Origin of the sequence: Paucibacter sediminis, from assembly GCF_030254645.1 — a bacterium.
Lineage (GTDB): Bacteria > Pseudomonadota > Gammaproteobacteria > Burkholderiales > Burkholderiaceae_C > Paucibacter_B > Paucibacter_B sediminis.
Genome location: NZ_CP116346.1, coordinates 3,050,024 through 3,071,302, shown reverse-complemented (window position 1 = coordinate 3,071,302; position 21,279 = coordinate 3,050,024). Strand labels below are relative to the sequence as shown.

Below are 21,279 nucleotides of genomic sequence, written 5' to 3'. Positions count from 1 at the left end.
GTTCTTCCATGCTTTCCATACGCGGCGTCGCGCGCACCTTCACCAGCGGCAGCCAGCACACCCTGGCCCTGCAGGCCACCGACCTGGCCGTGGCGGAGAACGACTTCCTCACCATCCTGGGCCCCTCGGGCTGCGGCAAGAGCACGCTCTTGCGCATCGTCGCCGGCCTGGACCAGGCCAGCCAGGGTCAGGTCTTGCTGGACGGCCAGCCGGTCAACGGCCCCGGCGCCGACCGCGGCATGGTGTTCCAGAGCTACACCCTGTTCCCCTGGCTGACGGTGCTGGACAACGTCGCCTTCGGCCTGCGCGAGCGCGGCCTGCCGCGCAAGCAGCAGGTCGAGCAGGCCCAGGCCTGGCTGGCCAAGGTGGGGCTGCAGAAGTTCAGCCAGCATTACCCCAAGCAGCTCAGCGGCGGCATGCAGCAGCGCACCGCGCTGGCGCGCGCGCTCGCCAACGAGCCGCGCATGCTCCTGATGGACGAGCCCTTCGGCGCCCTCGACCACCAGACCCGCGAGCTGATGCAGGAGCTGCTGCTCGGCATCTGGGAGCGCGAGAAGAAGACCGTGCTGTTCGTGACCCACGACATCGACGAGGCCATCTTCATGGGCTCGCGCGTCGCGGTGATGAGCGCGCGGCCGGGCCGCATCAAGCTGGAGCTGCCGGTGGACCTGCCGCACCCGCGCCACTACGCCGTCAAGACCAGCGCGGCCTTCTCGGCCCTCAAGCGCGAACTCACCGAGGCTTTGCGCAGCGAGGTGCTGGCGGCGGCCATGCTCTGAGTTGAGGCGGACAATGGGCTGACCATGCCGCGCCTGCTCGCCCTGCTCCTGCTCTGCTGCGCCCAACACGCCGCGGCGCTCAGCATCGCCTTCATCAACCCGGGCCGCAGCGACGAGGCCTTCTGGGTGGCGGCCACCCAGGCCATGCAGGCGGCGGCGCAAAGCCTGCAGCTGCAGCTGGAGGTCCTGTACGCCGAGCGCGAGCCGGCGCGTGCCCTGCAGCTGGCGCGCGAGATCGCGGCCCGCCCGGCCCTGCAGCGCCCCGACTACGTGATCCTGGTGAACGAGAAGGGCACCCTGGTCGCCAACGCGCAAACCCTGGGCGGCGTGGGCATCAAGAGCTTTGCCGCCTTCAGCGGCCTGCTGCCGCAGGAGCGCGCGCAATGGGCGCCGCGCCAGGGCCTGCCGCTGTTGCTGGGCAGCCTGGAGCCGCACGCCGTCGAGGCCGGCTACCTGACCGCCAAGGCCCTGATCGTGCAGGGCCTCAAGCAGGGCCTGCGCGCCGAGGACGGCCGCGTGCACCTGCTGGCCATCGCCGGCGACCGCTCCACCCCGGTCTCGATCGCGCGCAACGAGGGCATGCGCCGCGCGGTGGCCGAGGCCCCCCAGGCGGTGCTGGACGAACTGGCCTTCGCCGACTGGAAGCGCGAGCAGGCGGCCGAGCTGATGCACGGCCTGCTGCAGCGGCGCCCGCAGGCCCGCCTGGTCTGGGCCGGCAGCGACCAGATGGCCTTTGGCGCCATAGAGCTGGCCCAGCAGGAGGGCCGCATGCCGGGCCGCGACTTGCTGTACTCGGGCATCAACACCTCGGCCGAGGCCATGCAGGCCCGCATCGACGGCCGCCTCAGCGCGTTGGCCGGCGGCCATTTCATGTGCGGCGCCTGGGCCTTGCTGATGCTTTACGACCACCACCACGGCCGCGACTTCGCCGACGAGGGCCTGGAGCTGGAGCAGTCCATGTTCATGCTCTTCGATGCGCGCAGCGCCGAGCGCTATCTGGCGCGCTTCGGCAAGGGCATCCGGGGCCTGGATTTCCGGCCCCACAGCAAGCATCTCAACCCCAAACTCAAGCAATACCAGTTCGGGGTCGATGTGCTGCTGCGCTGAGTCAGCCCGCGGCGGCGCGCGCCGGCGTGCGGCTCAGCGGCACGGCTCGCACCGCCACGATCTCCCAGCCGCTGGCGGCCGGCCGCACGATGGTGAGGGTGAAGAACTCGCCCACCACCTCGGTCGCGCCGTTGGCGCCGGGCCGCTCCACATAGATCGCGTTGTCGGTCAGATAGGTCTGGCCGTCCAGTGGCTCGACCCGGCGCAGCACGGTGCGGTGGCTCAGGTCCTTGGCCACGCGCGCCAGCGATTGCTCGAAGTAGGCCTGGATCTGCGCGCGCCCCGCCAGGCGCGGCCCATCGCGGCCCAGGCTCAGGGTGGCGTCGGCGGCGTAGAAGGCGCTCAACGCGGCGGCGTCGCGGGCATTCCACTGCGCATCCACGGCTGCGGCCAGCCCGGCCAGTTCGCCGTCGCGCGGCGCGGCGGTGGCTGCGGTGGAAAAGAAGGCGAGCTGGCAGACCATGAGGACCAGCCAGCAGCAGCGCGTCAGTGCGTTCAAGAGCATCTCCTGGGGTGAAAGCTGGGCGCGAGTCTAGGAAAGCGCAAAGCGGCCGTCACCGGCGCTGCGACCAAGCCGGGAAATCCGGCCCTCAAACACGCCTAACGCGGCTTGACCCTGGCCCCATCCTGCAGGTCCTGCGGCGGATAACTGACCACCTGGCTGCCCGCATCGAGGCCGCCGGTCACCCAGGCCACCGCGCCATTGCGCGCCTCCAGCTTGACCTCGGTGAGCCGGGCGCGGCCGCCCTCGACGCGGAACACCGCATGGCGGCCGGCCGCGGCGCGCGGCAGCGGGAACACCGCGCTCACCGGCACCAGCAGGGCGCCCTCGGCGCTGCGCGTGAGGATGCGCACGCCCACGCGGTAGCCGTCGCCGAGCTGCTGGCGCTCGGCCGGCGGGCTCAGCAGCTTGACCAGCACGCGCACGCGCTGTTCCTCCACGCCCAGGGCCGAGACCTTGGTGAAGGCGCCCGGCTCGACCCGCAAGACCTGGCCCTTGAGCACGGCGGGGCCGCCCCAGCGCTCGATCTGCACCGGCTGGCCCGGCCGCACCGCCAGCGCATCGGTGCTGAGCAGCTCGGCCACCACCTCCAGCTGGGCCGTGTCGCCCAGCTCCAGCAGCGGCGCGCCCAGCGCCACCACGCCCTCGCTGGGCTGCTGCACGCGCAGGACCTGGCCCGCCACCGGGGCGCGCAGCACAAAGCCGTTGCCGGCAGCGCCCGCGCCACCGGCGCCGCCATAGACGCCCAATGCGGCGCGCGCCTGCGCCGCCTCGTGCTGGGCGATCTTCAGCTCGGACTGCGCCGCCTTGAGGTTCTGCTGCGCGGCCTGCAGGGCCAGCGCATCGCTGTCGCGCCGGGCGGCGCTCAGATAGCCCTGGCGCGCCAGCGCCTCGCTGCGCGACAACTCCTGCTGCGCCTGGGCCTGGGCGATGCCGACGGCGGCCAGGCGCGCGGTGGCGGCATGCACCGCATCGCTGGCGGCCTCGGCGCGCGCCGCCAGCTCGGCGCGGCTGCGCGCGTCGGTGAGCGCGGCCAGCGTCGGCTGCAGCACGCCCAGCACCGCGCCGGCCTGCACCGCGTCGCCCTCCTTCAGCTGCGGGCGCAGCCAGCGGCCGGCCAGCGGCGCCGAGACCAGGTAGCGTTCCTGCACGCGCGTCTTGGCGTCCTCCTCGATGCCGAGCTCGAAGCGCCCGGCCTGCGCGCTGGCGATCTCCACCGCCTGCGGCCGCGGCGCAAAGGCCCAGGCCAGCACCAGCAGCAGGGCCGACGCCGCGCCACCCATCAGCCATTTGTTCTTGGTTTGCATCTCGCTCATTCCCTTGTCTTCAAAGCCGCCACCATGTCGAGGCGGTCGATGCGGCGGCGCACCACCAGCGCGCTGGCCACGCCCGCCAGCAGCACCGCCAGGCAGGCCAGCGCATAGGTGCGCGGCTGTATCACCACCGGAAACAGGAACTGGTCGTTCTTCAGCGCCTCCACCAGGCCATGCGTGAGCAGCCAGCCCAGGCCCATGCCCAGCGGCAGGGCCAGCGCCATGCTCAGTGCCATCTCGCCCAGCAGCAGGCCCGAGACCTCAGCACGCGTGAAGCCCAGCACGCGCAGCGAGGCCAGCTCCCAGGCACGCTCGGCCAGCGCGATGCGGGCATTGTTGTAGACCACGCCCACCGCGATGACGCTGGCAAAGGCGGTGAGGATGGTGCTCATGATGCGCACATTGCGCGCGCTCACATCCTGCATATTGCGCAGCACCGTGGCCTTGCTGAAGGCGCCCACCACCCTGGGCAGGGCGCGCAGCGCCCGCAGGGTCTCGGCCTCGCGGCCGCGCTCGACGACGAGGGCGAACTGCGAGCTCACATCGCCCTCGTCGAGCAGGTGGTTGAGCGCGCGCCGCTCGATATAGGCGTTCAGCCCCATCATCTCGCGCACCGTCGTCTCCAGCGGCAGCTCCAGGCGGCGCGGCCGCCCCTCCAGCAGCTCCACCAGCACCGGGTCGCCGGGGCGCAGGCCCAGCTTGTCGGCCAGGCGGTCGGTCATCACCAGGCCGCTCGCGCTGGGCAGGCTGGCGCGGCCGTCCACGTCGACGATGCGGCGCGCCTGCGGTGCGGCGGCCAGGCCCTGCAGGGCGCCGCGCTCGCTGCGCGCGCCGTGCAGGAAGCGCACCGCCACGTCGCGCCCCGATTCCACCGCCAGCACACCCGGCAGGCGCTGCAGCTCGAGGCGCGCGCTGTCGGGGCCGGCCTCGCTCATCCAGACGATCACATCGCTGCGCATGCTGGCGTTGAACTGCGAGTCGACGACGAAATCGATCGCATCGCGGAAGAAGTTGCCCAGCACCACGATGCCCACCGCCACCGCCACGCCGACGATGGACAGCAGGGTGCGCCAGGGGCGGCGCTCCATCTGGCGCAGGATCATGCGCAGCGACACGCCGGCGCGCAGCCAGGGCAGGCGCTCGACGATGGCGGGCCGGTAGCGCCCCGGCGCGGCCGGCCGCATCGCCTCGGCCGGCGCCAGCCGCACCGTGGCGGCAATCGCGTTGAGCGTGCCCAGCACCGCCATCAGCAGCGAGAAGCCGCCGCTCCACAGCAGCAGCCGCACATCCAGCACATGCTGGAAATGGCGGAACTTGAAGAACTCGACATACAGCCCGGTGAGCATGCTGCCCAGCCAGTCGCCCAGCAGCACGCCCAGCGTCAGCCCCAGCAGCATGATCACGAGCACCAGCTTGAGGTAATGCGCGGCGATGCTGCGGTTGGGGTAGCCCAGGGCCTTGAGCGCGGCCACCTGCTCGCGCTGCGTGGTCACCAGGCGCGACACCACCACGTTCAGCAAAAAGGCCGCCACGCCCAGGAAGATCACCGGTGCCACCGTGCCGAGCACGCGCTGCTCCTTGATCTCGTTGCTCAGCATGGCGTGCGAGCTCTGGTCCTCGCGGCCATAGGCCTCGCGTCCTCCATAGGGCGCCAGCACCGGCTGCAGCGCCGCCATCGCCACCGCCGGCTCGGCGCCGGGCGCAAGCTTGAGCGCCACGCGGTTGAAGGCGCCGCGCATGTCGTAGGCCGAGGCCAGCAGCTCGTGGTCCATCCAGACGATGCCGAAGCCGCGCATGTCCGGCATGCCACCCAGGCCGGCGAAGATGAACTCGGGGCTGAGCGCCGTGCCCACCACCAGCAGCTCGCGCCGCCGGCCGTTCACCAGCGCCGACAGGCGCGCGCCGGGGGCCAGGCCGCGCGCCTCGGCAAAGGCGGCCGAGAGCGCCACCTCGACGAGCGGGCTGCCGGTGGCATCGGCGGAGGGCAGACGGCCGCTCTTGACGAACACGCGGTTGAGCCGCGCCGGCTTGCGCGCGTCCAGGCCGATCAGCTGGCCCAGCACCGGGTCCACCACGCCGGGCAGCTCCAGCCGCACCAGCTGGTCCACGCGCGTGTCGACCTGGGCCACGCCGGGCAGCGCCGCCAGCCGTTCCTGCAGCGCCAGCGGCGCGCGCTTGACGCTGGCAAACACATCGGCAAAGCGGCCCTCGGCATAGAAGTCGTCGCGCGCCAGCGCCAGCGAGTCCACCGCCGAGAGGCAGGCGATGAAGCCGCCCATGCCGCTGGCCACCACCAGGGCGATGGTGAGCACCTGGCTCCAGAGGCTGCGCAGGTCGCGCAGCAGCTTGCGGTCGAGCGCTCTCATGGCTGGGGTCTCATCACCACTGCAGCTCCGAGGGCGTGAGCTTGTGCGCATTCGTCTCGATGCGCTGGATCGCCCCGTCGCTCAGATAGATCACCCGGTCCGCCATGCCGGCGATGGCGGCGTTGTGGGTGATCACGACGGCGGTGGTGCCGAGCTCCTGGTTGATGCGCGCGATCACCTCCAGCACCAACTTGCCGGTCTGGTAGTCGAGCGCGCCGGTGGGCTCGTCGCACAGCAGCACGTCCGGGCGCTTGACGATGGCGCGCGCGATCGCCACGCGCTGCTGCTCGCCGCCCGAGAGCTGGGCCGGGAAGTGATCGGCTCTTGCGGCCAGGCCCACCAGGCCGATGGCCTCGTCCACCGCCATCGGCGCGCTAGCGATGTCGGTGACCAGGGCCACGTTCTCGCGCACCGTCAGGCTGGGGATGAGGTTGTAGAACTGGAACACGAAGCCCACATGCTCGCGCCGGTAGCGCGTCAGCTCGGCCTCGCTGGCGCCGCTGAGCTGGTGCTCGGCAAAGCGCAGCGTGCCGCTGCTGGGGATGTCCAGGCCGCCGAGGATGTTCAAGAGCGTGCTCTTGCCGCTGCCCGAGGCGCCCAGCAGCACGATGAACTCGCCGCGCCGCACCGCCAGATCCACGCCGCGCAGCGCGTGCACGGCGGTCTCGCCCTCGCCATAGGTCTTGCTGAGGGCCCGGGCCTCGAACACCGGGCTGGCCTGGGTCGCTGTTTCACTCATGCCTGTTAGCCTCGCGCCTGCCCGCCTCGGCGGCATTGATCGACATCAAGCCTCAGTAGCGGCCCGACCGCCCGCTCTAGTAGCGGCCGGTCGACCCCGCCACGCGCAAATACACATACGCGACCCAGGCCACCAGCCCGCGCCGCAGCACGCCGCGCAGGCCGGTGTCGTCGGCGGCGGCGACCTGGCGCGAGACCGCCAGCGCGGCCTCGAACTCCTGCGCCACGCTGCGCGCGAAATCGGCGTCGGCGACGATCACGTTCGCCTCCAGGTTCAGCAGCAGCGAGAGCGGGTCGATGTTGGAGCTGCCGACGGTGGCCCAATGTTCGTCCACCACGCCCACCTTGGCATGCAGAAAGGCCGGCAGGTACTCGAACACCTGCACGCCCTGCCCCAGCAGCTCGGCGTAGAGGGCATGCGCGGCCATCGCGGCGATGCGGTAGTCCACCTTGCCCTGCAGCAGCAGGCGCACGCGCACGCCGCGGCGCGCCGCATCGCGCAGCGCGCGGCGGAAGGCATGGCCGGGGTAGAAGTAGGGCGTGATCAGGTCCACGCTCTCATTGGCGGCGCGGATCGCCTCCACATAGGCGCGCTCGATGGTGCGGCGCTGGCGCAGGTTGTCGCGCAGCACGAAGGCGGCGCACACCGGGGGCAGGTCTTGCAGGGTCTGCTCGCCACGTCGCAGCCGCGGCATGCGCAGCCGGTTCACCAGGCGGCGCAGGCGCGCCACCGGCATCGGGCTGCGCACCAGGGCCAGCAGCTCCTCGCCGAAATCGCGCCCCAGCCAGGCGCGCGTCCAGACCGCGCGCAGCGCCTGCTCCATCGGCTGCACCAGCGGGCCGCGCAGGCCCACCGCATAGTCCAGCCGCGGCAGCTCGGTGGCGCCATGGTTGAGGTCCATGCGGTCGTCGATGATGTTGATGCCGCCGACGAAGCCGACCTCGCCATCCACCACGCAGAGCTTCTGGTGCAGGCGGCGCAGCTGCCCGGGCTGGAACCAGCGCCACCAGCGGTCGATGGGGCGAAAGATCGCCAGCGCCACATGCGAGCCGGCCAGCTCGCGCTGCAGCCAGGGCAGGCTGGCCTTGGAGCCGAAGCCGTCCACCACCACGCGCACGCGCACGCCGCGCGCGGCCACCGCCTTCAGCTGCGCCAGCAGGGCCTGGCCGGCACTGTCGTGGTGAAAGATATAGGTGCCCAGCCAGACCTCGTGGTGGGCGGCGGCGATCGCCGCGGCCTGGGCCGGGAACAACTCGTCGCCGCCGCGCAGCAGGCGCACCTCGTTGCCGCCCACGTAATCGGGCCTGGGCACGCTGTGCCAGGAAAGCAGGTGCGGCAGGTTCTCGGCCTCAGCCAAGTTCGAACTCCGCCACCAGGGGCAGATGGTCGGACATGCGCGCCCAGGCATTGCCGCGCGGCACCTGCATGCTGAGGCATTCCAGCCCGCGGGTGTAGATGCGGTCGAGCGAGAACACCGGCACGCGCGAGGGGAAGGTGGCAGGTCTTGCCTTGCCGCTGGGTGGCGCGGCGCGCGCCAGGCCGCAGTCGCGCATCGGCGCATCCAGGCGCTCGCCCCAGTCGTTGAAGTCGCCCGCCACCGCCAGGCGTGCGCCGGCCGGCACATGGGCGGCGATGAACTCGGCCAGGCGCTGCACCTGGCGCACCCGGCTGCTGTGCATGAGCCCCAGATGCGCCACCACGGTGTGGATCTCGTGGCCCTGCCAGGTCACCGGCACATGCAGCAGGCCGCGCTGCTCGAAGCGATGGTCCGAGACGTCGTGGTGGCCCACGTCGCCGATCGGCCAGCGCGACAGCAGGGCATTGCCATGCTCGCCATGCTTGGTGACGGCATTGGTGCGGTAGGCCACCTCATAGCCTTCGGGCGCGAGGAACTCGGCCTGGCCCTGCTCGGGCCAGCCGAACCAGGTGCGCTCGAACTGGCGCGCCTCGCGGTGGTGGAAATGGCGCACTTCCTGCAGGAACACCAGATCGGCGTCCAGCGCCTCGATGCCCAGGCCCAGGTTGTGGATCTCCAGGCGCTTGCCGGGGCCGACGCCGCGCACGCCCTTGTGGATGTTGTAGGTGGCGATGCGCAGGCGCTGGCTGGCGAAGGCGCTATGGCTGCTATGCAGCCCCAGTGAGGAGGCGCGAAAGCCCGCTCTCATGTGCCCTCCTCTTGCTGCGCCAGGAAGCGCGGCAGCTGCAGCACCGCCTCGGCGTTGGAGGGCGAGAAGCACAGGTCCGCCGCCTCGCGCCAGGGCAGCCAGCGGTATTGCAGATGCTCGCGCGGGGCCAGGCGCACCTTGGTGCCGGCCGGCACGGTGAGGCCGAACACATGCTCGGTGTTGTGCGTCACCCCCGGCGCATAGCGATGGCGCCAGACCGGGTAGATCTCGTAGACATTGGCCAGGCCCCAGTCGCGCAAGACGCCGGCGGCGATGCCGGTCTCCTCGGCCACCTCGCGGCGCGCGGTCTGGGCTAGCGGCTCGTCGGGCGTGTCGAGCGAGCCGGTCACGCATTGCCAGTAACCGGGCCGGTCGGCGCGCTCCATCATCAGCACCTGCAGATCGGGCGTATGGATCACCACCAGCACCGATTCGGGGATCTTGTAGGGCTTGGAAAAGGTCTCGGCGGCTTGCATGCCCCCAAGCATAGCGAGCTTCAACTGCGCTGCGTTCGCAGCGCCCGCATCCACATGAGATTGATCAGCATCAGCGCCACCAGGGTGCCGCCGCACACCCACAGCGCCACGCTCACGCCAAAGCCCTGCACCAGCGCGCCGGCCAGCACGCCCGAGGCGGCCGGCACCACCTGGGAGATGATGGTGTACATGCTCAGCACGCGGCCGCGCACCGCCAACGGCGCCTCGGCCTGGATGCCGGCCACGATCAGGCTCAAGCCCATGCCGCCCAGCATGCCCACCGCGGCCAGCAGGGCCAGGGCCGGGCCCACGTCATGGGCACTGCCCAGCAGGGCCAGGGCGGCTCCCGCGCCCAGCGTGGCCGCGAAGATGGCCGCGCCATGCCGCACACGCGGGCCGAGCACCATGGCCAGCACACCGCCCAGGATCAGCGAGAGCGCCAGGCTGCCCAGCAGCAGGCCGCGCTGCAACTCCGCCAGGCCCAGCTGGGCGGTGGCCAGCTTGGGCAGCAGCACCTGCATCGGCCCCATCGCCAGGTAGCCCGCCATCGCCACCAGCATCAGCTGCAGCAAGAGCGGCCGGCCGCGTACCGCCGCCAGACCCTCGCGTACCTCGGCCGCGACCGACTGCCGGTGCTGACTGCCGCGCCGCGTGCGTACCGGCAGCAGCAGCACCGAGGCCAGCGCCACCAGCACGACGATGCCCTGCACCACCAGCCGCCAGCCGCCGGCGCGCTTGAGCAGGGCGATCATCAGGGGCCCGAGGCCGAAGCCCAGCATCACGAACACATTGAACAGCACCGAACTGCCCTTGAGCTGTGCCGCCGGCACGATCTGCGCCAGCGCCGCCATGCGCGCCGGCGAGGCAAAGCTCCAGGCCACGCCGGCGCAGGCGGCGGCCAGCAGCAAGGTGGGCGCACCCGCCGTGCCGCGCTGCTGGGTGAACCAGAGCGCCGCCGCCGCCAGCGCAAACACGCCCTGCGCGGCCTGGATCACGCGCCCGGGCGCGAGCCGGTCGCACAGCACACCGGCAAACCAGCCCAGCAGCAAGGGCGGGCCGAAGCACAGGCCCAGGCCCAGGCCGGAGAGCCAGGCCGAGCCCAGCATGTCCTGCGCGAACAGGATCACGCTGTAGTTGATCATGTGCCCGGCCGTGAAGGCGCAGAGGCAGGAGGCCAGGAACCAGGGCCGGGCCTTGCTGTCTTCTTTCATCGCGGCTGCAGATGGATCAGCGTGGGCTGGCCATCTTCCACATGCCAGCTCGGGAAGCTGGAGGTCGAGGTGTAGACGCTGCCATCCGGCGCGATCTCGACATCGCGGGTGAAGGCGACGCGGCGCGGCAGCGGGTACTGGGTCCAGCGGCCGCTGGCGATCTCCAGCGCATAGAGCGAATCGGACTGGTTGCCGTTCACCCACACCACGCCGCGCGCCTTGTCCACGTTCAGCGAGTAGGGCGTGTCGCTGCCCTTGGGCAGCACCGGCAAGTCATAGCGCGTGAAGCGGCCGCTGGCGGGGTCGTAGCAGACCACCGCCGACTCGGGGAAGGCGGCGATCCAGAGCCGCCCCTGGGCGTCGGCGCGCAGCCGGCGCGGGCCCTTGAAGGGGGTGGCGATCATGCGCACCTCGTCGGTGCGGGGATCGATCACGCCGATCTCGTCGGTGTGCAGGCGCGCGAACCAGACGCGGCCGTCGGGCGTCACCTCGATGCCATAGGGCAAGGGCGTGCCGGTGCCGGCGCGGTCCACCTTGAGCCAGTTGGTGAGCGGCAGGCCATGGCGCATCAGCCAGTAGAGCGCGCCGATGTACCGGGTGGTCATGCGCTCGCCGAAGCCGCGCGCCGGCAGGTCGTAGCGCTTGAACTGGCCGCTGCTGCGGTCCAGCATGCCCACCTGGTTGGACAGGGCCAGGGTGAACCAGACGCGGTCCTGTGCGTCGATGCGGATGGTGTGCGGATAGAAGCCGCCGCCGATCTCGTGCAGGCGGAAATCGCCCTTGGCGGGGTCGAATTCGACGATGCGGCGCTGCGCCGAGGGGGTGATGAAGAGATGGCCGTCGCGCGGCGACTCGGCCAGCGAATGCGCGTTGGAGGTCGAATCGTGGCGCGGGAACTCGCGCAGGCGCGCGCTCAGCAGACCGCCGGGCTCGTCGCCGGGCAGGTGCGGGATCTTGTAGACCGTCATGCGGCCGCTCCTGGGGTCGAGCGCCCAGAGCCGGTCCTGGATGTTGTCGGCCACGTAGAGGGTGCCGTCGCGCGCCAGCAGCACATCGTGGGCCTGCGACATCGCGTCGCCCACCGGCCATTCGCTGATGCGGGCCTGGGCCAGCTCGGGGGCCCAGGGCGCGGTGGCGCCGACGCGCTCGGGATGCTCGCGCAGCGCCTGGTAGCCCTTGGCCAGGATGGCCGGCAGGGCCTTCTGGTCCTCGCTGGACAGGCGCGAGCCGTAGCGCATCATGCGCTGGATCGCCTCGCTCCATTCCTGCTCGCTGCGCTCGCGGCGCAGGAAGGCATTGCCCTGCTGATGGCAGAAGGTGCACTGGGTCTGGAAGTGCAGGCGGCGCGCCTGGTCGCCCAAGTCGAGCGCGGCCAGCCAGGCGTTCGCCGGCCGGGCCTCGGCCAGGCGCAGCGGGTCGGTCTCGCGCTGCAGGCGCAGCACGCCATTCTTCACTTGCGCGAGCGGCAGGGTCAGGTCTTGATAGCCGGGCTTGCGCAGGCGCAGCTGCTGGGGCGCGCCGGCCTGCTCATCGGGCAGCTCGGCACGACCCTGGGCATCGCTGAACACGGTGTGCTCGCGCCAGACCTGGAAGGGCTGGCCGGGTGGCGGGTAGCCGCCGTCGCTGCTGGGCAGGGCCGGGGCCTTGAGCGGAAAGACGCGCAGCATCACCGTGGCCAGGGGCTGGCCGGTCTTTTCGTCCTGCACTTGCAGCGTGGCGGCCGTCGCCGGCAAGGCCAGCAGCAGGGTCAGCGCCCGGAGGGAGTTCTTCATCGCAGCTCCTCAGGAGAACTCGGCGCCGACGCGGCGGCGCATCAGGGTTTCGTAAAGCGCCGGCGCGAGCCGGCTCAGCAGGTAGGCGGCGCGCGCCGTCGCGCTCGGCAGCAGCAGGCGCTGGCGCCGGGCGGCGGCGTGCAGGATGCTTGCGGCCACCGCGTCGGCGCTGGCCAGGCCGCCGCTGACATCGCGCCGGCGCGCCAGCGGCCTGCCGTCGCCGCCCAGCGCCGCGGCCTCGATGCCGGTGGCGATGAAGCTGGGGCAGACCAGGGTCACCGCGACGCCCGTGCCCTGCAGCTCGCTGCGCAGGCTGTCGAAGAAGCCATGCAGCGCATGCTTGCTGGCGGCATAGGCGCTGCGGCCGATCAGCGGCGAGAAGCCCGCCACGCTGCTGATCACGACGATGCGGCCGCGCGCGGCCAGCAGCGCGGGCAGCGCCGCCTCGGTGCAATGCACGGCGCCGAAATAGTTCACCGCCATGACGCGCCGCACCACCTCGGCGCGGCAATCGCGCGCCAGCGCACGGGCGGCGATGCCAGCGTTGTTGATCAGCAGCGTCACCCCGCCCCACTGCCCTTCCAGCTGGGCGAAGACCTGCTGCACCTGGGGCTGCTCGCTGATGTCGCAGGCCCAGGCCTGGGCCTGCAGGCCGGCGCGGCGCAGCTCGGCCGCCAGCTGCTCGGCGGCGGCGCCATCGCGGTCCAGCAGGGCCACGCGCGCGCCGGCCGCGGCCAGGCGCCGGGCGAGCGCCGCGCCCAGGCCGCCCGCCGCGCCAGTGACCACGGCCACCTGCTCGTGCCAGTCCGCCCTCATGGCGCAGCCTCGGGCCCGGCCGCGGGCGCGCGCTGGCGGCTCGCCCACCAGAGTTCGAACACCTCGGCCGAGCTCTTGCGCGGCCGATAGCCCAGCTCGGTCTTGAGGCGCTGGTTGTCCAGCACCGGGCGGTAGCGCAGGAAGCGCAATTGCTCGGGGCCGTAGCGCGTCAGGCCCAGCTTGTGGCCGATCGCCAGCCCGATCTGCAGCAGCAGCGGCGGCAGCACCAGGCAGGGCTTGCCCATGCGCGCGGCCAGCTCGCGCAGGCCCAGCGCGCCATCGCCGGCCACATTGAAGATGCCGGCCTGGCGGGTGCGCAGCGCATGCTGGATGATGCCCACCACGTCCTGGTCCCAGATGAAGACGAAGGGGCTGGCGGCGCCGCGCAGCACCAGGATGCGCGGCTTCTCGAACAGCGCCGTGATCTGGTTGTTGACGCGCTCGCCCAGGATGGTGCCGACGCGCAGCACGGTCTGCTGGAGCGCCGGATGGCGCTGCCGGTAGTCGGCCAGCATCTCCTCCACCAGGCGCTTGTGCCAGGCATAGGCGAATTCCTCGTTGCCGCGCACCGGGTCGCTTTCCTTCAGCCAGGCCGGGTTGTCGGCGTGATAGCCATAGGCCGCGCCCGAGGACGAGATCACCACCTGGGTCACGCCGCTGGCCACGCAGGCCTCCAGCAGGCGCCGGGTGCCGAGCACATCGACCTCGTACTCGAGCTGCCGATCGCTGCCCTTGGGCGGCGTGACGATGGCGGCCAGATGCACCACCTGGTCGATCCGGTGCTGCTGCATCAGCGCCTGCAGATCGGCGCTGCGAATGTCGCCCTGGGCATAGACCACGCCGGGCAGGCGCTGCGCGGACGGCGGCTCGCGCAGGTCCATGGCCACGATCAGCTCGGGCCGCTCGCTGGAGGCCGCCAGCGCCTCCACCAGCTGCCGGCCCAGATAGCCACCGCTGCCGGTGACAAGCACTCTCGACGTCATGCTGCCACCTCCTTGCGGCCATCGCGCCAGAGCCAGAAGCTCGACAGCCCCATGCCCGCGGCGATATGCCAGATGCCCCACCAGGCGGTGATGATGGCCATGCCGCCCAGGCCGCCGAAGAAGTTGAAGATCAGCACCAGGCCCAGGCCGGAGTTCTGGATGCCGGTCTCGAAGGCGACGGCACGGCAGTCGCGCTCGGGCAGGCGCGCGAGCCGGCCGAAGCCATAGCCGCCGGCCAGGGCCATGGCGTTGTGGGCCAGCACCAGCAGCACCACGTAGCGGCCCCATTCCATGAAGATGGCCCAGTTGAGCGCCAGCGCGCCCACCACGAAGGCCAGGAACACCAGCATCGAGAAGCGCTTCATCGGCCCATGCAGGCGCTGCGCCAGCGCGGGCGAGCGCGCCTGCACCGCGAGGCCGGCGGCCAGCGGCAGGCCCAGCAGCAGGCCCACCTCCAGCAGCATGCGCAGCGGCTCCAGCGAGAAGCTGCGCAGCAGCGCCGCCAGCGCCGGGTCCCGGGAGGCCCAGAACGTCACGTTGAGCGGCGTCATCACGATCGCGCCCAGGGTCGAGAGCGTGCTGATCGAGACCGACAGCGCCGCGTTGCCATGCGCCCGGTGGGTGAAGAAGTTGGAGATATGGCCGGCCGGGCAGGACGAGACCAGCAGCATGCCCAGGCCGATCGAGGGCGCCGGCTCCAGCAGCTGGATCATCGCGAAGGTGGCCGCCGGGAACAGCAGGTGGTGGCTGAGCATGCCGATCGCGAGCGCGCGCGGCCTGGCCAGCGCCTGCTTGAAGTCGTCCAGATGCAGGTCCAGCGCGATGCCGAACATCACCAGCGCCAGCACCAGGCTGAGGGCCAACTGGGCCTGCGGGTTGAAGTTCAGCCGCACCAGATCGATGGCTTGCGGGTTGGCAGCGAGCATGCTTTTTGTCTCCGGGTTCGGATGCAGGCCCTCTGCGGGGCCTGTAGAGCGGCGATTGTTGGGGCTGGCGCCCGCTTTGCCGAGGTTGCAAACGCCACAAACGGGTGAAATCCGGACAGCTGGCTACACTTTGCCCCACATGCAGCATCCAGACTTTCCCTTGCTCGACGAGCGCATCCACCGGCCGCACAAGCTGCAGGCCCTGGTGGACATCCTGCTGGGCCTGGGCGTGCCGGCGGAGGCCGCGCTGGCCGGCACCGGCCTGCAGCGCGCCGATTTCCAGCGCGCCGAGCTGCGCGTCAGCGCCCAGCAGCTGCTGAGCGTGTGCGCCAATGCGCTGCGCCTCTCGCCCCAGGCCGATGTGGCGCTGCGCGCCGGCCTGGCGGCGCGCATCACCCAGTTCGGCCTTTATGGCTATGCGCTCTTGAGCAGCCCGACGGCGCGCGAGGCGGTGGCGATGGCGATGAAGTACCGCGCCCTCACCGCCCCGCTGGTGGGCATGGAATTCGCCGAGCGCGGCGCGCAGGTGGCCTGGCAGTTCAGCGACGCCTACCGGCTCGGCGAAGGCTCGCCGCTCTACCGCTTCGTGCTGGAGTGGCAGCTGGGCACCCAGCTGGCCCTGCACCGCGATGTGCTGGGCACCGACTTGCGGCCGCGCGTCGTCTGCCTGCCCTACCCGGCACCCGCCCATGCGGCCCGTTATGCCGAGCTGCTGGGCTGCCCGGCCGAATTCGGCGCAAACGGCCGCTGCGAGCTGCTGTTCGACGCCAGCTGGCTCGAGCATGTGCCGGCCCAGGGCAACCCGGCCACCGCCCTGGTGGCGCGCGAGACCTGCGAGCGCCTGCTGGCCGAGTTCCAGCAGGCGCGCGGCGTCACCAGCCGCCTGATCGCCCTGCTGCTGCAGGCGCCGGGGCGTTTTCCCGGCATCGAGGACGTGGCGGCGGCATGGCAGATCAGCTCGCGCACGCTGCGGCGCCAGCTCGCCGAGGAGGGCAATGCCTTCCAGCAGGTGCTGGACAAGGTGCGCTGCCAGCTGGCGCTGGACTATCTGCGCCAGACCCAGCTCAGCAACGACGAGATCGCCGCCTCCCTGGGCTATAGCGAGGCGGCCAACTTCCGCGCCGCCTTCAAGCGCTGGACCGGGCTGACGCCCAGCGCGGCCAGGCGCAAGGGCTAGTGGCGCTCCCAACTTCCTTGCCGGCAGCGCCGGACTCGACCCGCGGCGGATCCACGCCTTGTCTTCCAACCCTGGTCGCGCCGGGGCAAAGACAGGCGGCGAGGCTTGCCATTTGGAGATAGCAAGTCCGAGTATTTTCATAGCGAGCGCCGAACTTGCTGGCCCCTGGCCTATCTATCATGCCGCCCGTGATGGCCGTCCCGGCCGCTGCCCTCCGGAAGCAGAACCCCATGTTCACGAGCCGATTCATCCACGCTGCCCTGCTGGCGGCCGCATTGCTGCTGGTGCACCCAAGCCCCGCCACTGCGCTGAACACAGCCACCAAGGCAGCGGCCGTCGTTCCGGAGGACGAGCCTCTCAAGATCGATCTGCGCCACAACTACTTCAGCCGCCGCGGCTCCTGGGTGACCCTGTTCCCGACCGCCGCGCAGGGCACGCTGCGCTACTACTTCGCACGCATGTACAACCTGCGGGGTGACTGGCTGGATCTGGGCTTTCTGCCCGCCGGCTTGGCGCGTCCGGTGGCCTTCACGGCGCAACCCAGCCACCTGAGTGTGCAGGCAGGCGCCGGTGGTGACGCATCCGCCCAGGTCTACTTGCTGGGGCCGCTGGACTCGGTGATCGACGGCCGCGGCTTTGAGCTTCAGCTGGCACCGGCGCGCACCGATCTCGCCCTGCATACGGTGCACGGCGATCACGGCGACGAGCTTGCCGTTGATTCGGAAGGATGGGCCTGCCGGGTACAGGTGCTGTCCGGCACGCTGGTGCAGGTGGATGGGCATTGGCGCGTCCGCCCCGTGCAGGGCCGGCTACGCGTAGCGATCCGCATGGCTCGGGGCGTGGTGCCCGCCCCCCTCGACGTGCGCCCTGCCGCTGATATGGCTGCCGTTGCACGCGACTGGGCGGACTGGCGTGCGCACATGCCCGCTGTCAGCCCGGCCAACCAACGAACGGCCGAAGCGGCGTGGTGGACGTTGTGGAACTTGCACGCGCCGCAAGACGATGTGTTCGTTACGCAGGCCGTGCTGGAGTCCAAGGCCTACATGAATTCGGAATGGCCCTGGGACCATGCCTTCGTCGCCCTGGCGCTCGGGCTCACGCAGCTGGACGCGGCGCTGGACGAATTCATGATCCCGTTTGCCAATATGGACGCGCGGGGCCAGTTGCCTGACCGCATGCTGCCCGACGAGATCTACCGTGGCGCCACCAAGCCGCCGATTCATGGCTGGGCCTTGCTGAAGCTGATGGAGCGCCATCGCTTCAGCCGGCCGCAGCTGGAGCGTGTGTATGCGCCGCTGGTGCGCTGGACAGAGTTCTGGTTTGCGCAGCGCGATGCCAACCGCAATGGCCTTCCGGCCTATGGCGGCGAAAACAGCGGCTGGGAAAGTGGCTGGGACAACGCCACCGCCTTGGGCGACCCGAAGCTTCGTTATGAGTCGCCCGATCTGCAGGCCTATCTGGTGCTGCAGATGCGCGCCTTGGCGCGTATCGCCGAGCAACTGGGGCGTGCAGATGAGGCGCAGGGTTGGTTCCGTCGCGCCGATGAGCACCAAGCCCGGTTGATGCGCCAACTCTGGCACGGCGATCGCTTCGTGCTGAGAGTGGAGGATACGCAGGCCACCACCACCAGCGACAGCCTGCTGCCCTTCATGCCCCTGGTGCTGGGCGAGCGGCTGGACAAGCCTGTGTTCGAGCAGCTGGCGGATGAGCTGGCGCGGCGCTTCCTCACGCCCTATGGGCTGGCCACCGAAGCGCCCGCGAGCCCCCGATATGCGTCCGATGGCTACTGGCGTGGTCCGATCTGGGCACCCACCACCTATCTGCTCATCGACGGACTGCGTCGCGGTGGCCGTCCCGAACTGGCGCGCGACATCGCCCGGCGCTTTATCGGCATGATCGAACGAGCCGATGGCTTCTATGAGAACTACGACGCGCTCTCGGGTGCACCGCTTTGCAACAAGGCGTTTGCCTGGACCGCGGCCGTCGACCTGCTCTTGATGCACGAGACATTCGCGGGCTTCGGACGGTGATCGGTGAACCCGGCACCAAGGGTGTCGTGGGCCATCGACTGTCGTACCGGACAAGTACCTAGCGATCCCGCTTGCGCCCCCTCCGCGCCGGTGCAGGTACGGGCGCGCTGAGGCCCTGCGTTGGCAACGAAATTTCCAGGCCCCAGGGGCGTGTCTGGCAGGTGCCGCCCAGGCGGCGCGCCTGCAGTTGCAACAGCTCCAGCCCGGCTCTGGGCGTGGCCAGACCGTCGCAACAGCGCAGGCGCAAGAGCTGGTCGCTGCCATGCGGTTCAGCCTCCAGGCTGAGCCGGCGCGCACCGCGCGCCAGCGCCAGCGCGATCAGCTCGCTCAGCAGGCGCAGGCATTGCGCGCGCGGGTGCTTGAGGCTCAGGCCCGGCGCCACCTCGCAGCGCAGCTCGCAGCCCTGGGCCTGCAGCAGCGGCGCGTAGACGGCCTGCAGCTGGGCCAATTCGCTCGCCAGCACAAAGTCGCAGACCTGCTGGTCCTGCGCGTCGCGCCGGTATTGCGCCAGCGCCGCCATTTGTTGCACCAGCGGCGGCGCGATCAGCTGCAGGGGCGCGTCGGCCTGGCTCAGCTGCCGACCCCAGGCATCGAGCTGCGCGGCCAGCAGGCGGTCCAGGCCCAGCAGTTCGGCATGCTCGGCGGCCTGGGTCTCGGCGCGCTGCAGGCTCTGCTCCAGGCGCCCCAGCAGCCCCTCCAGCCAGCTCGCCAGCCGGTTGGCCCGGTTGCTGTCGGCACGCGACCAGCTGGCGCCCGCGGGCCGCCACAGTAGCAGGCGGCCGATCTGCTTGGTCGCCAGGCGCAGGCTCAGCTCAAGCCGGGCGGCGTCCGGCGCGGCCGGCGCGGCGGCGCGCTGACCCGGCCGTTCACCCTGCCGTTCACTCAGCCGCTCCCACTGCAGGTCGATCCCGCTCAGGCCCAGCGCCTCCACCAGGCGCGGCAGCAGCGCCCGCCACTGACGCTCGAACTCGGCCACATCATCGAGCGGCCAGCTCTGGCCGGCCAGCGAGAGCAGCAGCGCATCGGCGCCATGCGGATCGGTATCGAAGCGGGCCAGTGCCTCCAGCTGGGTCGGCAGCTGGCCCTGGTCGAGGGTGGATTCGAGGCGCTGGCGCTGCTGCAGGTGATGCCAGCTGGGGCCCAGCTCGCCCTGCTCGCGCATCAGGTCGGCCAGCCGGCCATGGGCCGCCGCCTGCAGATGGCGCGACTGCAGAGCCTCGGCCAGGCTCAGGGCCTGGCCGGCCCAGCCCAGCGCCGTTTCGCCGCTGGTGAGTTCGCACAGCAGCAGCGCGGCCTGGGCATGCAGCCAGCGGTAACCGCAGCGCTGCGCCGAGACCAGGGCCTGGTCGGCGAGCCTGAGCGCCTGCGCGGCATCTCCGCTGTCGCGCGCGCAGCGCGCCTGGTGCCAGATCGCCTCGGCCTGGTAGTCGGCATGGCCGGCCTCGCGGGCGGCGGCCAGGGCTTCGTCCAGCACCACGCGTGCGGCCTGCGGGCCCTGGGTGGCGCGCAGCGAGGCGGCGCGGTTGAGCGCGATCTTGGCGCGCAGATAGGGGTCTTGCGCCAGCCTGGCGTAGTGCAGCTCGGCCTGGTCCAGCACGCGGCCGCCACGCGCCCAGTCGCCCAACGCATAGCACAGGTGCGCCAGGCCGATGCGCGCCAGGCAGGCGGGGCGCGAATCGTCCTCGGCCCAGTCGAGCGTTTCGCTCCAGGCCTGGCAGGCCTGCACATAGTCGCCGCGCTGGTAATGCAGGCGGCCCAGGGCCTCGCTGAGTTCGGCCGCCTCGCTGAGCGAGCGCTGGCGCTCCACCTCGCGCCTGAGGGTCTGCAGTTCGGCCTGCAGCTCGCCCTGCAGCTCGGCGGCGCGGCCCCAGCGCTCCAGCACGAAGAAGGCGCCCAGCAGGGCGGCACGCGCCCGGGCCGGATCGGTCGCCTTCATGCCGGCACGCAGGCGCGGCAGGGCCAGGCGCGGATGGCGCATCAGCGCACGCTCCCAGCGCAGCCGCTCCGTCGTGCCGCCAGCCGTGCCTTGGCCCTTCTTGCTCATGCTCGTAGCGTCCTCTTGAATGGAGGCGCAAGCATAGCGAGTTGCAGCGCCCGGTCTGTCGGGGTCAGCTCTTGCCTGGCTTGGTGGCAACCGGCGTCGGCAGCTCTTTGGCCTGCAACATGCGCAGCTGGGTCACTAGGTGGTTGTGGGCATCGAGAAATGCGGCGGCGATCACCTTGCCTTCATTGCTATTGCTCCAGCCAGCGCCGGCGGCGCCGCCCAGCTTGCCCAGCATCATGCCGCCCATGCCCAGATCGGTAACCTGCACCGAACCGGTCGCTGCGGCCACTTGTTCGGTGGTCTCGTTGTCGGTCAGCAGCAGCGCCACCTGCGCCTCCTTGAGCTTGACATGCTCGGCCGCGCCCACCAGCTTGTTGAGCACCGGGATGGACGCCATGATGCCGCCCAGCTGGCGGCCGGCATCCTGCTCTGAGAAGGTCAGGCTGGGGGTGAGGCTGTATTGAGCCTCGTAACCCTTGCCCTTAGCCACCGTGCTGCCCTGCTGGCGCAGCACGCCGGCATCCTTGAGCTCCTGCTCCTTGATCACGGCCTTGAGGCCGGCGGCGCGGTCCACCACCCGGAAGCAGCCGCTCTGCTGGGCCAGCAGGCGCACCAGCGGCAGCGGCGAGCTGGGCAGGGCATAGCCGCCTGCCATGGTGTAGCCGTTGGGGTTCTCCACCAGGGCCAGGGTGGCCACCGGCGCCTCGCATTTCTGCAGCTCGCGTGCGGCGGACTGGGCCCCCGCCGGACCGGCCGAACCGCTCACCACCGAGCCCCCCTGCCCCAACTGGGCTCCCTGCTTGCCGCAGCCGGCGAGCACCACGGCCAAGGCGGCCAGCAGAACGGTATTGCGCATCATCATCTTGTTCTCTC

Annotated in this window: 18 protein-coding genes; 4 read left to right on the top strand and 14 right to left on the bottom strand. The window is 71.1% G+C overall.

The features are described from left to right. Nucleotides 1-8 precede the first annotated feature (8 nt). Nucleotides 9-779, top strand: coding sequence for an ABC transporter ATP-binding protein (locus PFX98_RS14240; RefSeq protein WP_285231164.1), 771 nt, complete (start codon nt 9-11; stop codon nt 777-779). Nucleotides 780-803: 24 nt separating this feature from the next. Beyond that, on the top strand, nt 804-1,886 hold the full coding sequence (locus PFX98_RS14235; RefSeq protein WP_285231163.1) for an ABC transporter substrate-binding protein: 1,083 nt from the start codon (nt 804-806) through the stop codon (nt 1,884-1,886). Between the two features lies 1 nt (nt 1,887). Here PFX98_RS14235 and PFX98_RS14230 read toward each other — a convergent pair whose 3' ends face one another. The 12 genes from PFX98_RS14230 to PFX98_RS14175 all read right to left on the bottom strand — a co-directional run bounded on the left by PFX98_RS14230 (nt 1,888) and on the right by PFX98_RS14175 (nt 15,155). Next, nucleotides 1,888-2,385 carry a nuclear transport factor 2 family protein gene (locus PFX98_RS14230; protein ID WP_285231162.1) on the bottom strand — a complete coding sequence of 166 codons (498 nt, stop codon included), beginning with the start codon at nt 2,383-2,385 and terminating at the stop codon, nt 1,888-1,890. A gap of 101 nt (nt 2,386-2,486) precedes the next feature. Beyond that, nucleotides 2,487-3,695: an efflux RND transporter periplasmic adaptor subunit gene (locus PFX98_RS14225; RefSeq protein WP_285231161.1), complete on the bottom strand. Its 1,209-nt coding sequence runs from the start codon at nt 3,693-3,695 to the stop codon at nt 2,487-2,489. Nucleotides 3,696-3,700: 5 nt separating this feature from the next. Beyond that, nucleotides 3,701-6,067 carry an ABC transporter permease gene (locus tag PFX98_RS14220; protein ID WP_285231160.1) on the bottom strand — a complete coding sequence of 789 codons (2,367 nt, stop codon included), beginning with the start codon at nt 6,065-6,067 and terminating at the stop codon, nt 3,701-3,703. A 13-nt stretch (nt 6,068-6,080) separates the two neighbouring features. After that, nucleotides 6,081-6,806, bottom strand: a complete 726-nt coding sequence (locus PFX98_RS14215; protein WP_285231159.1) for an ABC transporter ATP-binding protein — start codon at nt 6,804-6,806, stop codon at nt 6,081-6,083. Nucleotides 6,807-6,882: 76 nt separating this feature from the next. Next, nucleotides 6,883-8,163 carry a cardiolipin synthase ClsB gene (gene clsB / locus PFX98_RS14210; RefSeq protein WP_285231158.1) on the bottom strand — a complete coding sequence of 427 codons (1,281 nt, stop codon included), beginning with the start codon at nt 8,161-8,163 and terminating at the stop codon, nt 6,883-6,885. Beyond that, complete coding sequence (locus PFX98_RS14205) at nt 8,156-8,971, bottom strand: endonuclease/exonuclease/phosphatase family protein (RefSeq protein WP_285231157.1); 816 nt, start codon at nt 8,969-8,971, stop codon at nt 8,156-8,158. The genes clsB and PFX98_RS14205 overlap by 8 nt, the downstream gene beginning before the upstream one ends. Next, nucleotides 8,968-9,447 carry a dihydroneopterin triphosphate diphosphatase gene (gene nudB / locus PFX98_RS14200; RefSeq protein ID WP_285231156.1) on the bottom strand — a complete coding sequence of 160 codons (480 nt, stop codon included), beginning with the start codon at nt 9,445-9,447 and terminating at the stop codon, nt 8,968-8,970. The genes PFX98_RS14205 and nudB overlap by 4 nt, the downstream gene beginning before the upstream one ends. Before the next feature lie 20 nt (nt 9,448-9,467). After that, nucleotides 9,468-10,658: an MFS transporter gene (locus tag PFX98_RS14195; protein ID WP_285231155.1), complete on the bottom strand. Its 1,191-nt coding sequence runs from the start codon at nt 10,656-10,658 to the stop codon at nt 9,468-9,470. Beyond that, on the bottom strand, nt 10,655-12,430 hold the full coding sequence (locus tag PFX98_RS14190; RefSeq protein ID WP_285231154.1) for a Vgb family protein: 1,776 nt from the start codon (nt 12,428-12,430) through the stop codon (nt 10,655-10,657). Before PFX98_RS14190 ends, PFX98_RS14195 begins: the two co-directional genes overlap by 4 nt. A gap of 9 nt (nt 12,431-12,439) precedes the next feature. Beyond that, nucleotides 12,440-13,246: an SDR family oxidoreductase gene (locus PFX98_RS14185; protein WP_285231153.1), complete on the bottom strand. Its 807-nt coding sequence runs from the start codon at nt 13,244-13,246 to the stop codon at nt 12,440-12,442. Then, complete coding sequence (locus PFX98_RS14180) at nt 13,243-14,229, bottom strand: SDR family oxidoreductase (RefSeq protein WP_285231152.1); 987 nt, start codon at nt 14,227-14,229, stop codon at nt 13,243-13,245. The genes PFX98_RS14185 and PFX98_RS14180 overlap by 4 nt, the downstream gene beginning before the upstream one ends. Further along, complete coding sequence (locus tag PFX98_RS14175) at nt 14,226-15,155, bottom strand: bile acid:sodium symporter family protein (protein WP_285231151.1); 930 nt, start codon at nt 15,153-15,155, stop codon at nt 14,226-14,228. Before PFX98_RS14175 ends, PFX98_RS14180 begins: the two co-directional genes overlap by 4 nt. 139 nt (nt 15,156-15,294) lie before the next feature. Here PFX98_RS14175 and PFX98_RS14170 point away from each other — a divergent pair, with 139 nt between their 5' ends. Both PFX98_RS14170 and PFX98_RS14165 read left to right on the top strand, forming a co-directional pair. Further along, complete coding sequence (locus tag PFX98_RS14170) at nt 15,295-16,332, top strand: AraC family transcriptional regulator (protein ID WP_285231150.1); 1,038 nt, start codon at nt 15,295-15,297, stop codon at nt 16,330-16,332. Nucleotides 16,333-16,562: 230 nt separating this feature from the next. Continuing rightward, nucleotides 16,563-18,362 carry an amylo-alpha-1,6-glucosidase gene (locus tag PFX98_RS14165; protein ID WP_285231149.1) on the top strand — a complete coding sequence of 600 codons (1,800 nt, stop codon included), beginning with the start codon at nt 16,563-16,565 and terminating at the stop codon, nt 18,360-18,362. Nucleotides 18,363-18,420: 58 nt separating this feature from the next. Here PFX98_RS14165 and PFX98_RS14160 read toward each other — a convergent pair whose 3' ends face one another. Further along, nucleotides 18,421-20,406: a hypothetical protein gene (locus PFX98_RS14160; protein ID WP_285231148.1), complete on the bottom strand. Its 1,986-nt coding sequence runs from the start codon at nt 20,404-20,406 to the stop codon at nt 18,421-18,423. A gap of 64 nt (nt 20,407-20,470) precedes the next feature. Further along, nucleotides 20,471-21,262, bottom strand: coding sequence for a CsgG/HfaB family protein (locus tag PFX98_RS14155; protein WP_285235594.1), 792 nt, complete (start codon nt 21,260-21,262; stop codon nt 20,471-20,473). Nucleotides 21,263-21,279 lie beyond the last annotated feature (17 nt).

Excerpts from the sequence above, each read along its gene's own strand:
- nudB (WP_285231156.1), bottom strand. The coding sequence starts at position 9,447 with ATGCAAGCCGCCGAGACCTTTTCCAAGCCCTACAAGATCCCCGAATCG.
- PFX98_RS14205 (WP_285231157.1), bottom strand. The coding sequence starts at position 8,971 with ATGAGAGCGGGCTTTCGCGCCTCCTCACTGGGGCTGCATAGCAGCCAT.
- PFX98_RS14235 (WP_285231163.1), top strand. The coding sequence starts at position 804 with ATGCCGCGCCTGCTCGCCCTGCTCCTGCTCTGCTGCGCCCAACACGCC.
- PFX98_RS14155 (WP_285235594.1), bottom strand. The coding sequence starts at position 21,262 with ATGCGCAATACCGTTCTGCTGGCCGCCTTGGCCGTGGTGCTCGCCGGC.
- PFX98_RS14240 (WP_285231164.1), top strand. The coding sequence starts at position 9 with ATGCTTTCCATACGCGGCGTCGCGCGCACCTTCACCAGCGGCAGCCAG.
- PFX98_RS14215 (WP_285231159.1), bottom strand. The coding sequence starts at position 6,806 with ATGAGTGAAACAGCGACCCAGGCCAGCCCGGTGTTCGAGGCCCGGGCC.
- PFX98_RS14180 (WP_285231152.1), bottom strand. The coding sequence starts at position 14,229 with ATGACGTCGAGAGTGCTTGTCACCGGCAGCGGTGGCTATCTGGGCCGG.
- PFX98_RS14190 (WP_285231154.1), bottom strand. The coding sequence starts at position 12,430 with ATGAAGAACTCCCTCCGGGCGCTGACCCTGCTGCTGGCCTTGCCGGCG.
- PFX98_RS14160 (WP_285231148.1), bottom strand. The coding sequence starts at position 20,406 with ATGAGCAAGAAGGGCCAAGGCACGGCTGGCGGCACGACGGAGCGGCTG.
- PFX98_RS14225 (WP_285231161.1), bottom strand. The coding sequence starts at position 3,695 with ATGCAAACCAAGAACAAATGGCTGATGGGTGGCGCGGCGTCGGCCCTG.
- PFX98_RS14170 (WP_285231150.1), top strand. The coding sequence starts at position 15,295 with ATGCAGCATCCAGACTTTCCCTTGCTCGACGAGCGCATCCACCGGCCG.
- PFX98_RS14175 (WP_285231151.1), bottom strand. The coding sequence starts at position 15,155 with ATGCTCGCTGCCAACCCGCAAGCCATCGATCTGGTGCGGCTGAACTTC.
- PFX98_RS14220 (WP_285231160.1), bottom strand. The coding sequence starts at position 6,067 with ATGAGAGCGCTCGACCGCAAGCTGCTGCGCGACCTGCGCAGCCTCTGG.
- PFX98_RS14195 (WP_285231155.1), bottom strand. The coding sequence starts at position 10,658 with ATGAAAGAAGACAGCAAGGCCCGGCCCTGGTTCCTGGCCTCCTGCCTC.
- PFX98_RS14185 (WP_285231153.1), bottom strand. The coding sequence starts at position 13,246 with ATGAGGGCGGACTGGCACGAGCAGGTGGCCGTGGTCACTGGCGCGGCG.
- PFX98_RS14165 (WP_285231149.1), top strand. The coding sequence starts at position 16,563 with ATGTTCACGAGCCGATTCATCCACGCTGCCCTGCTGGCGGCCGCATTG.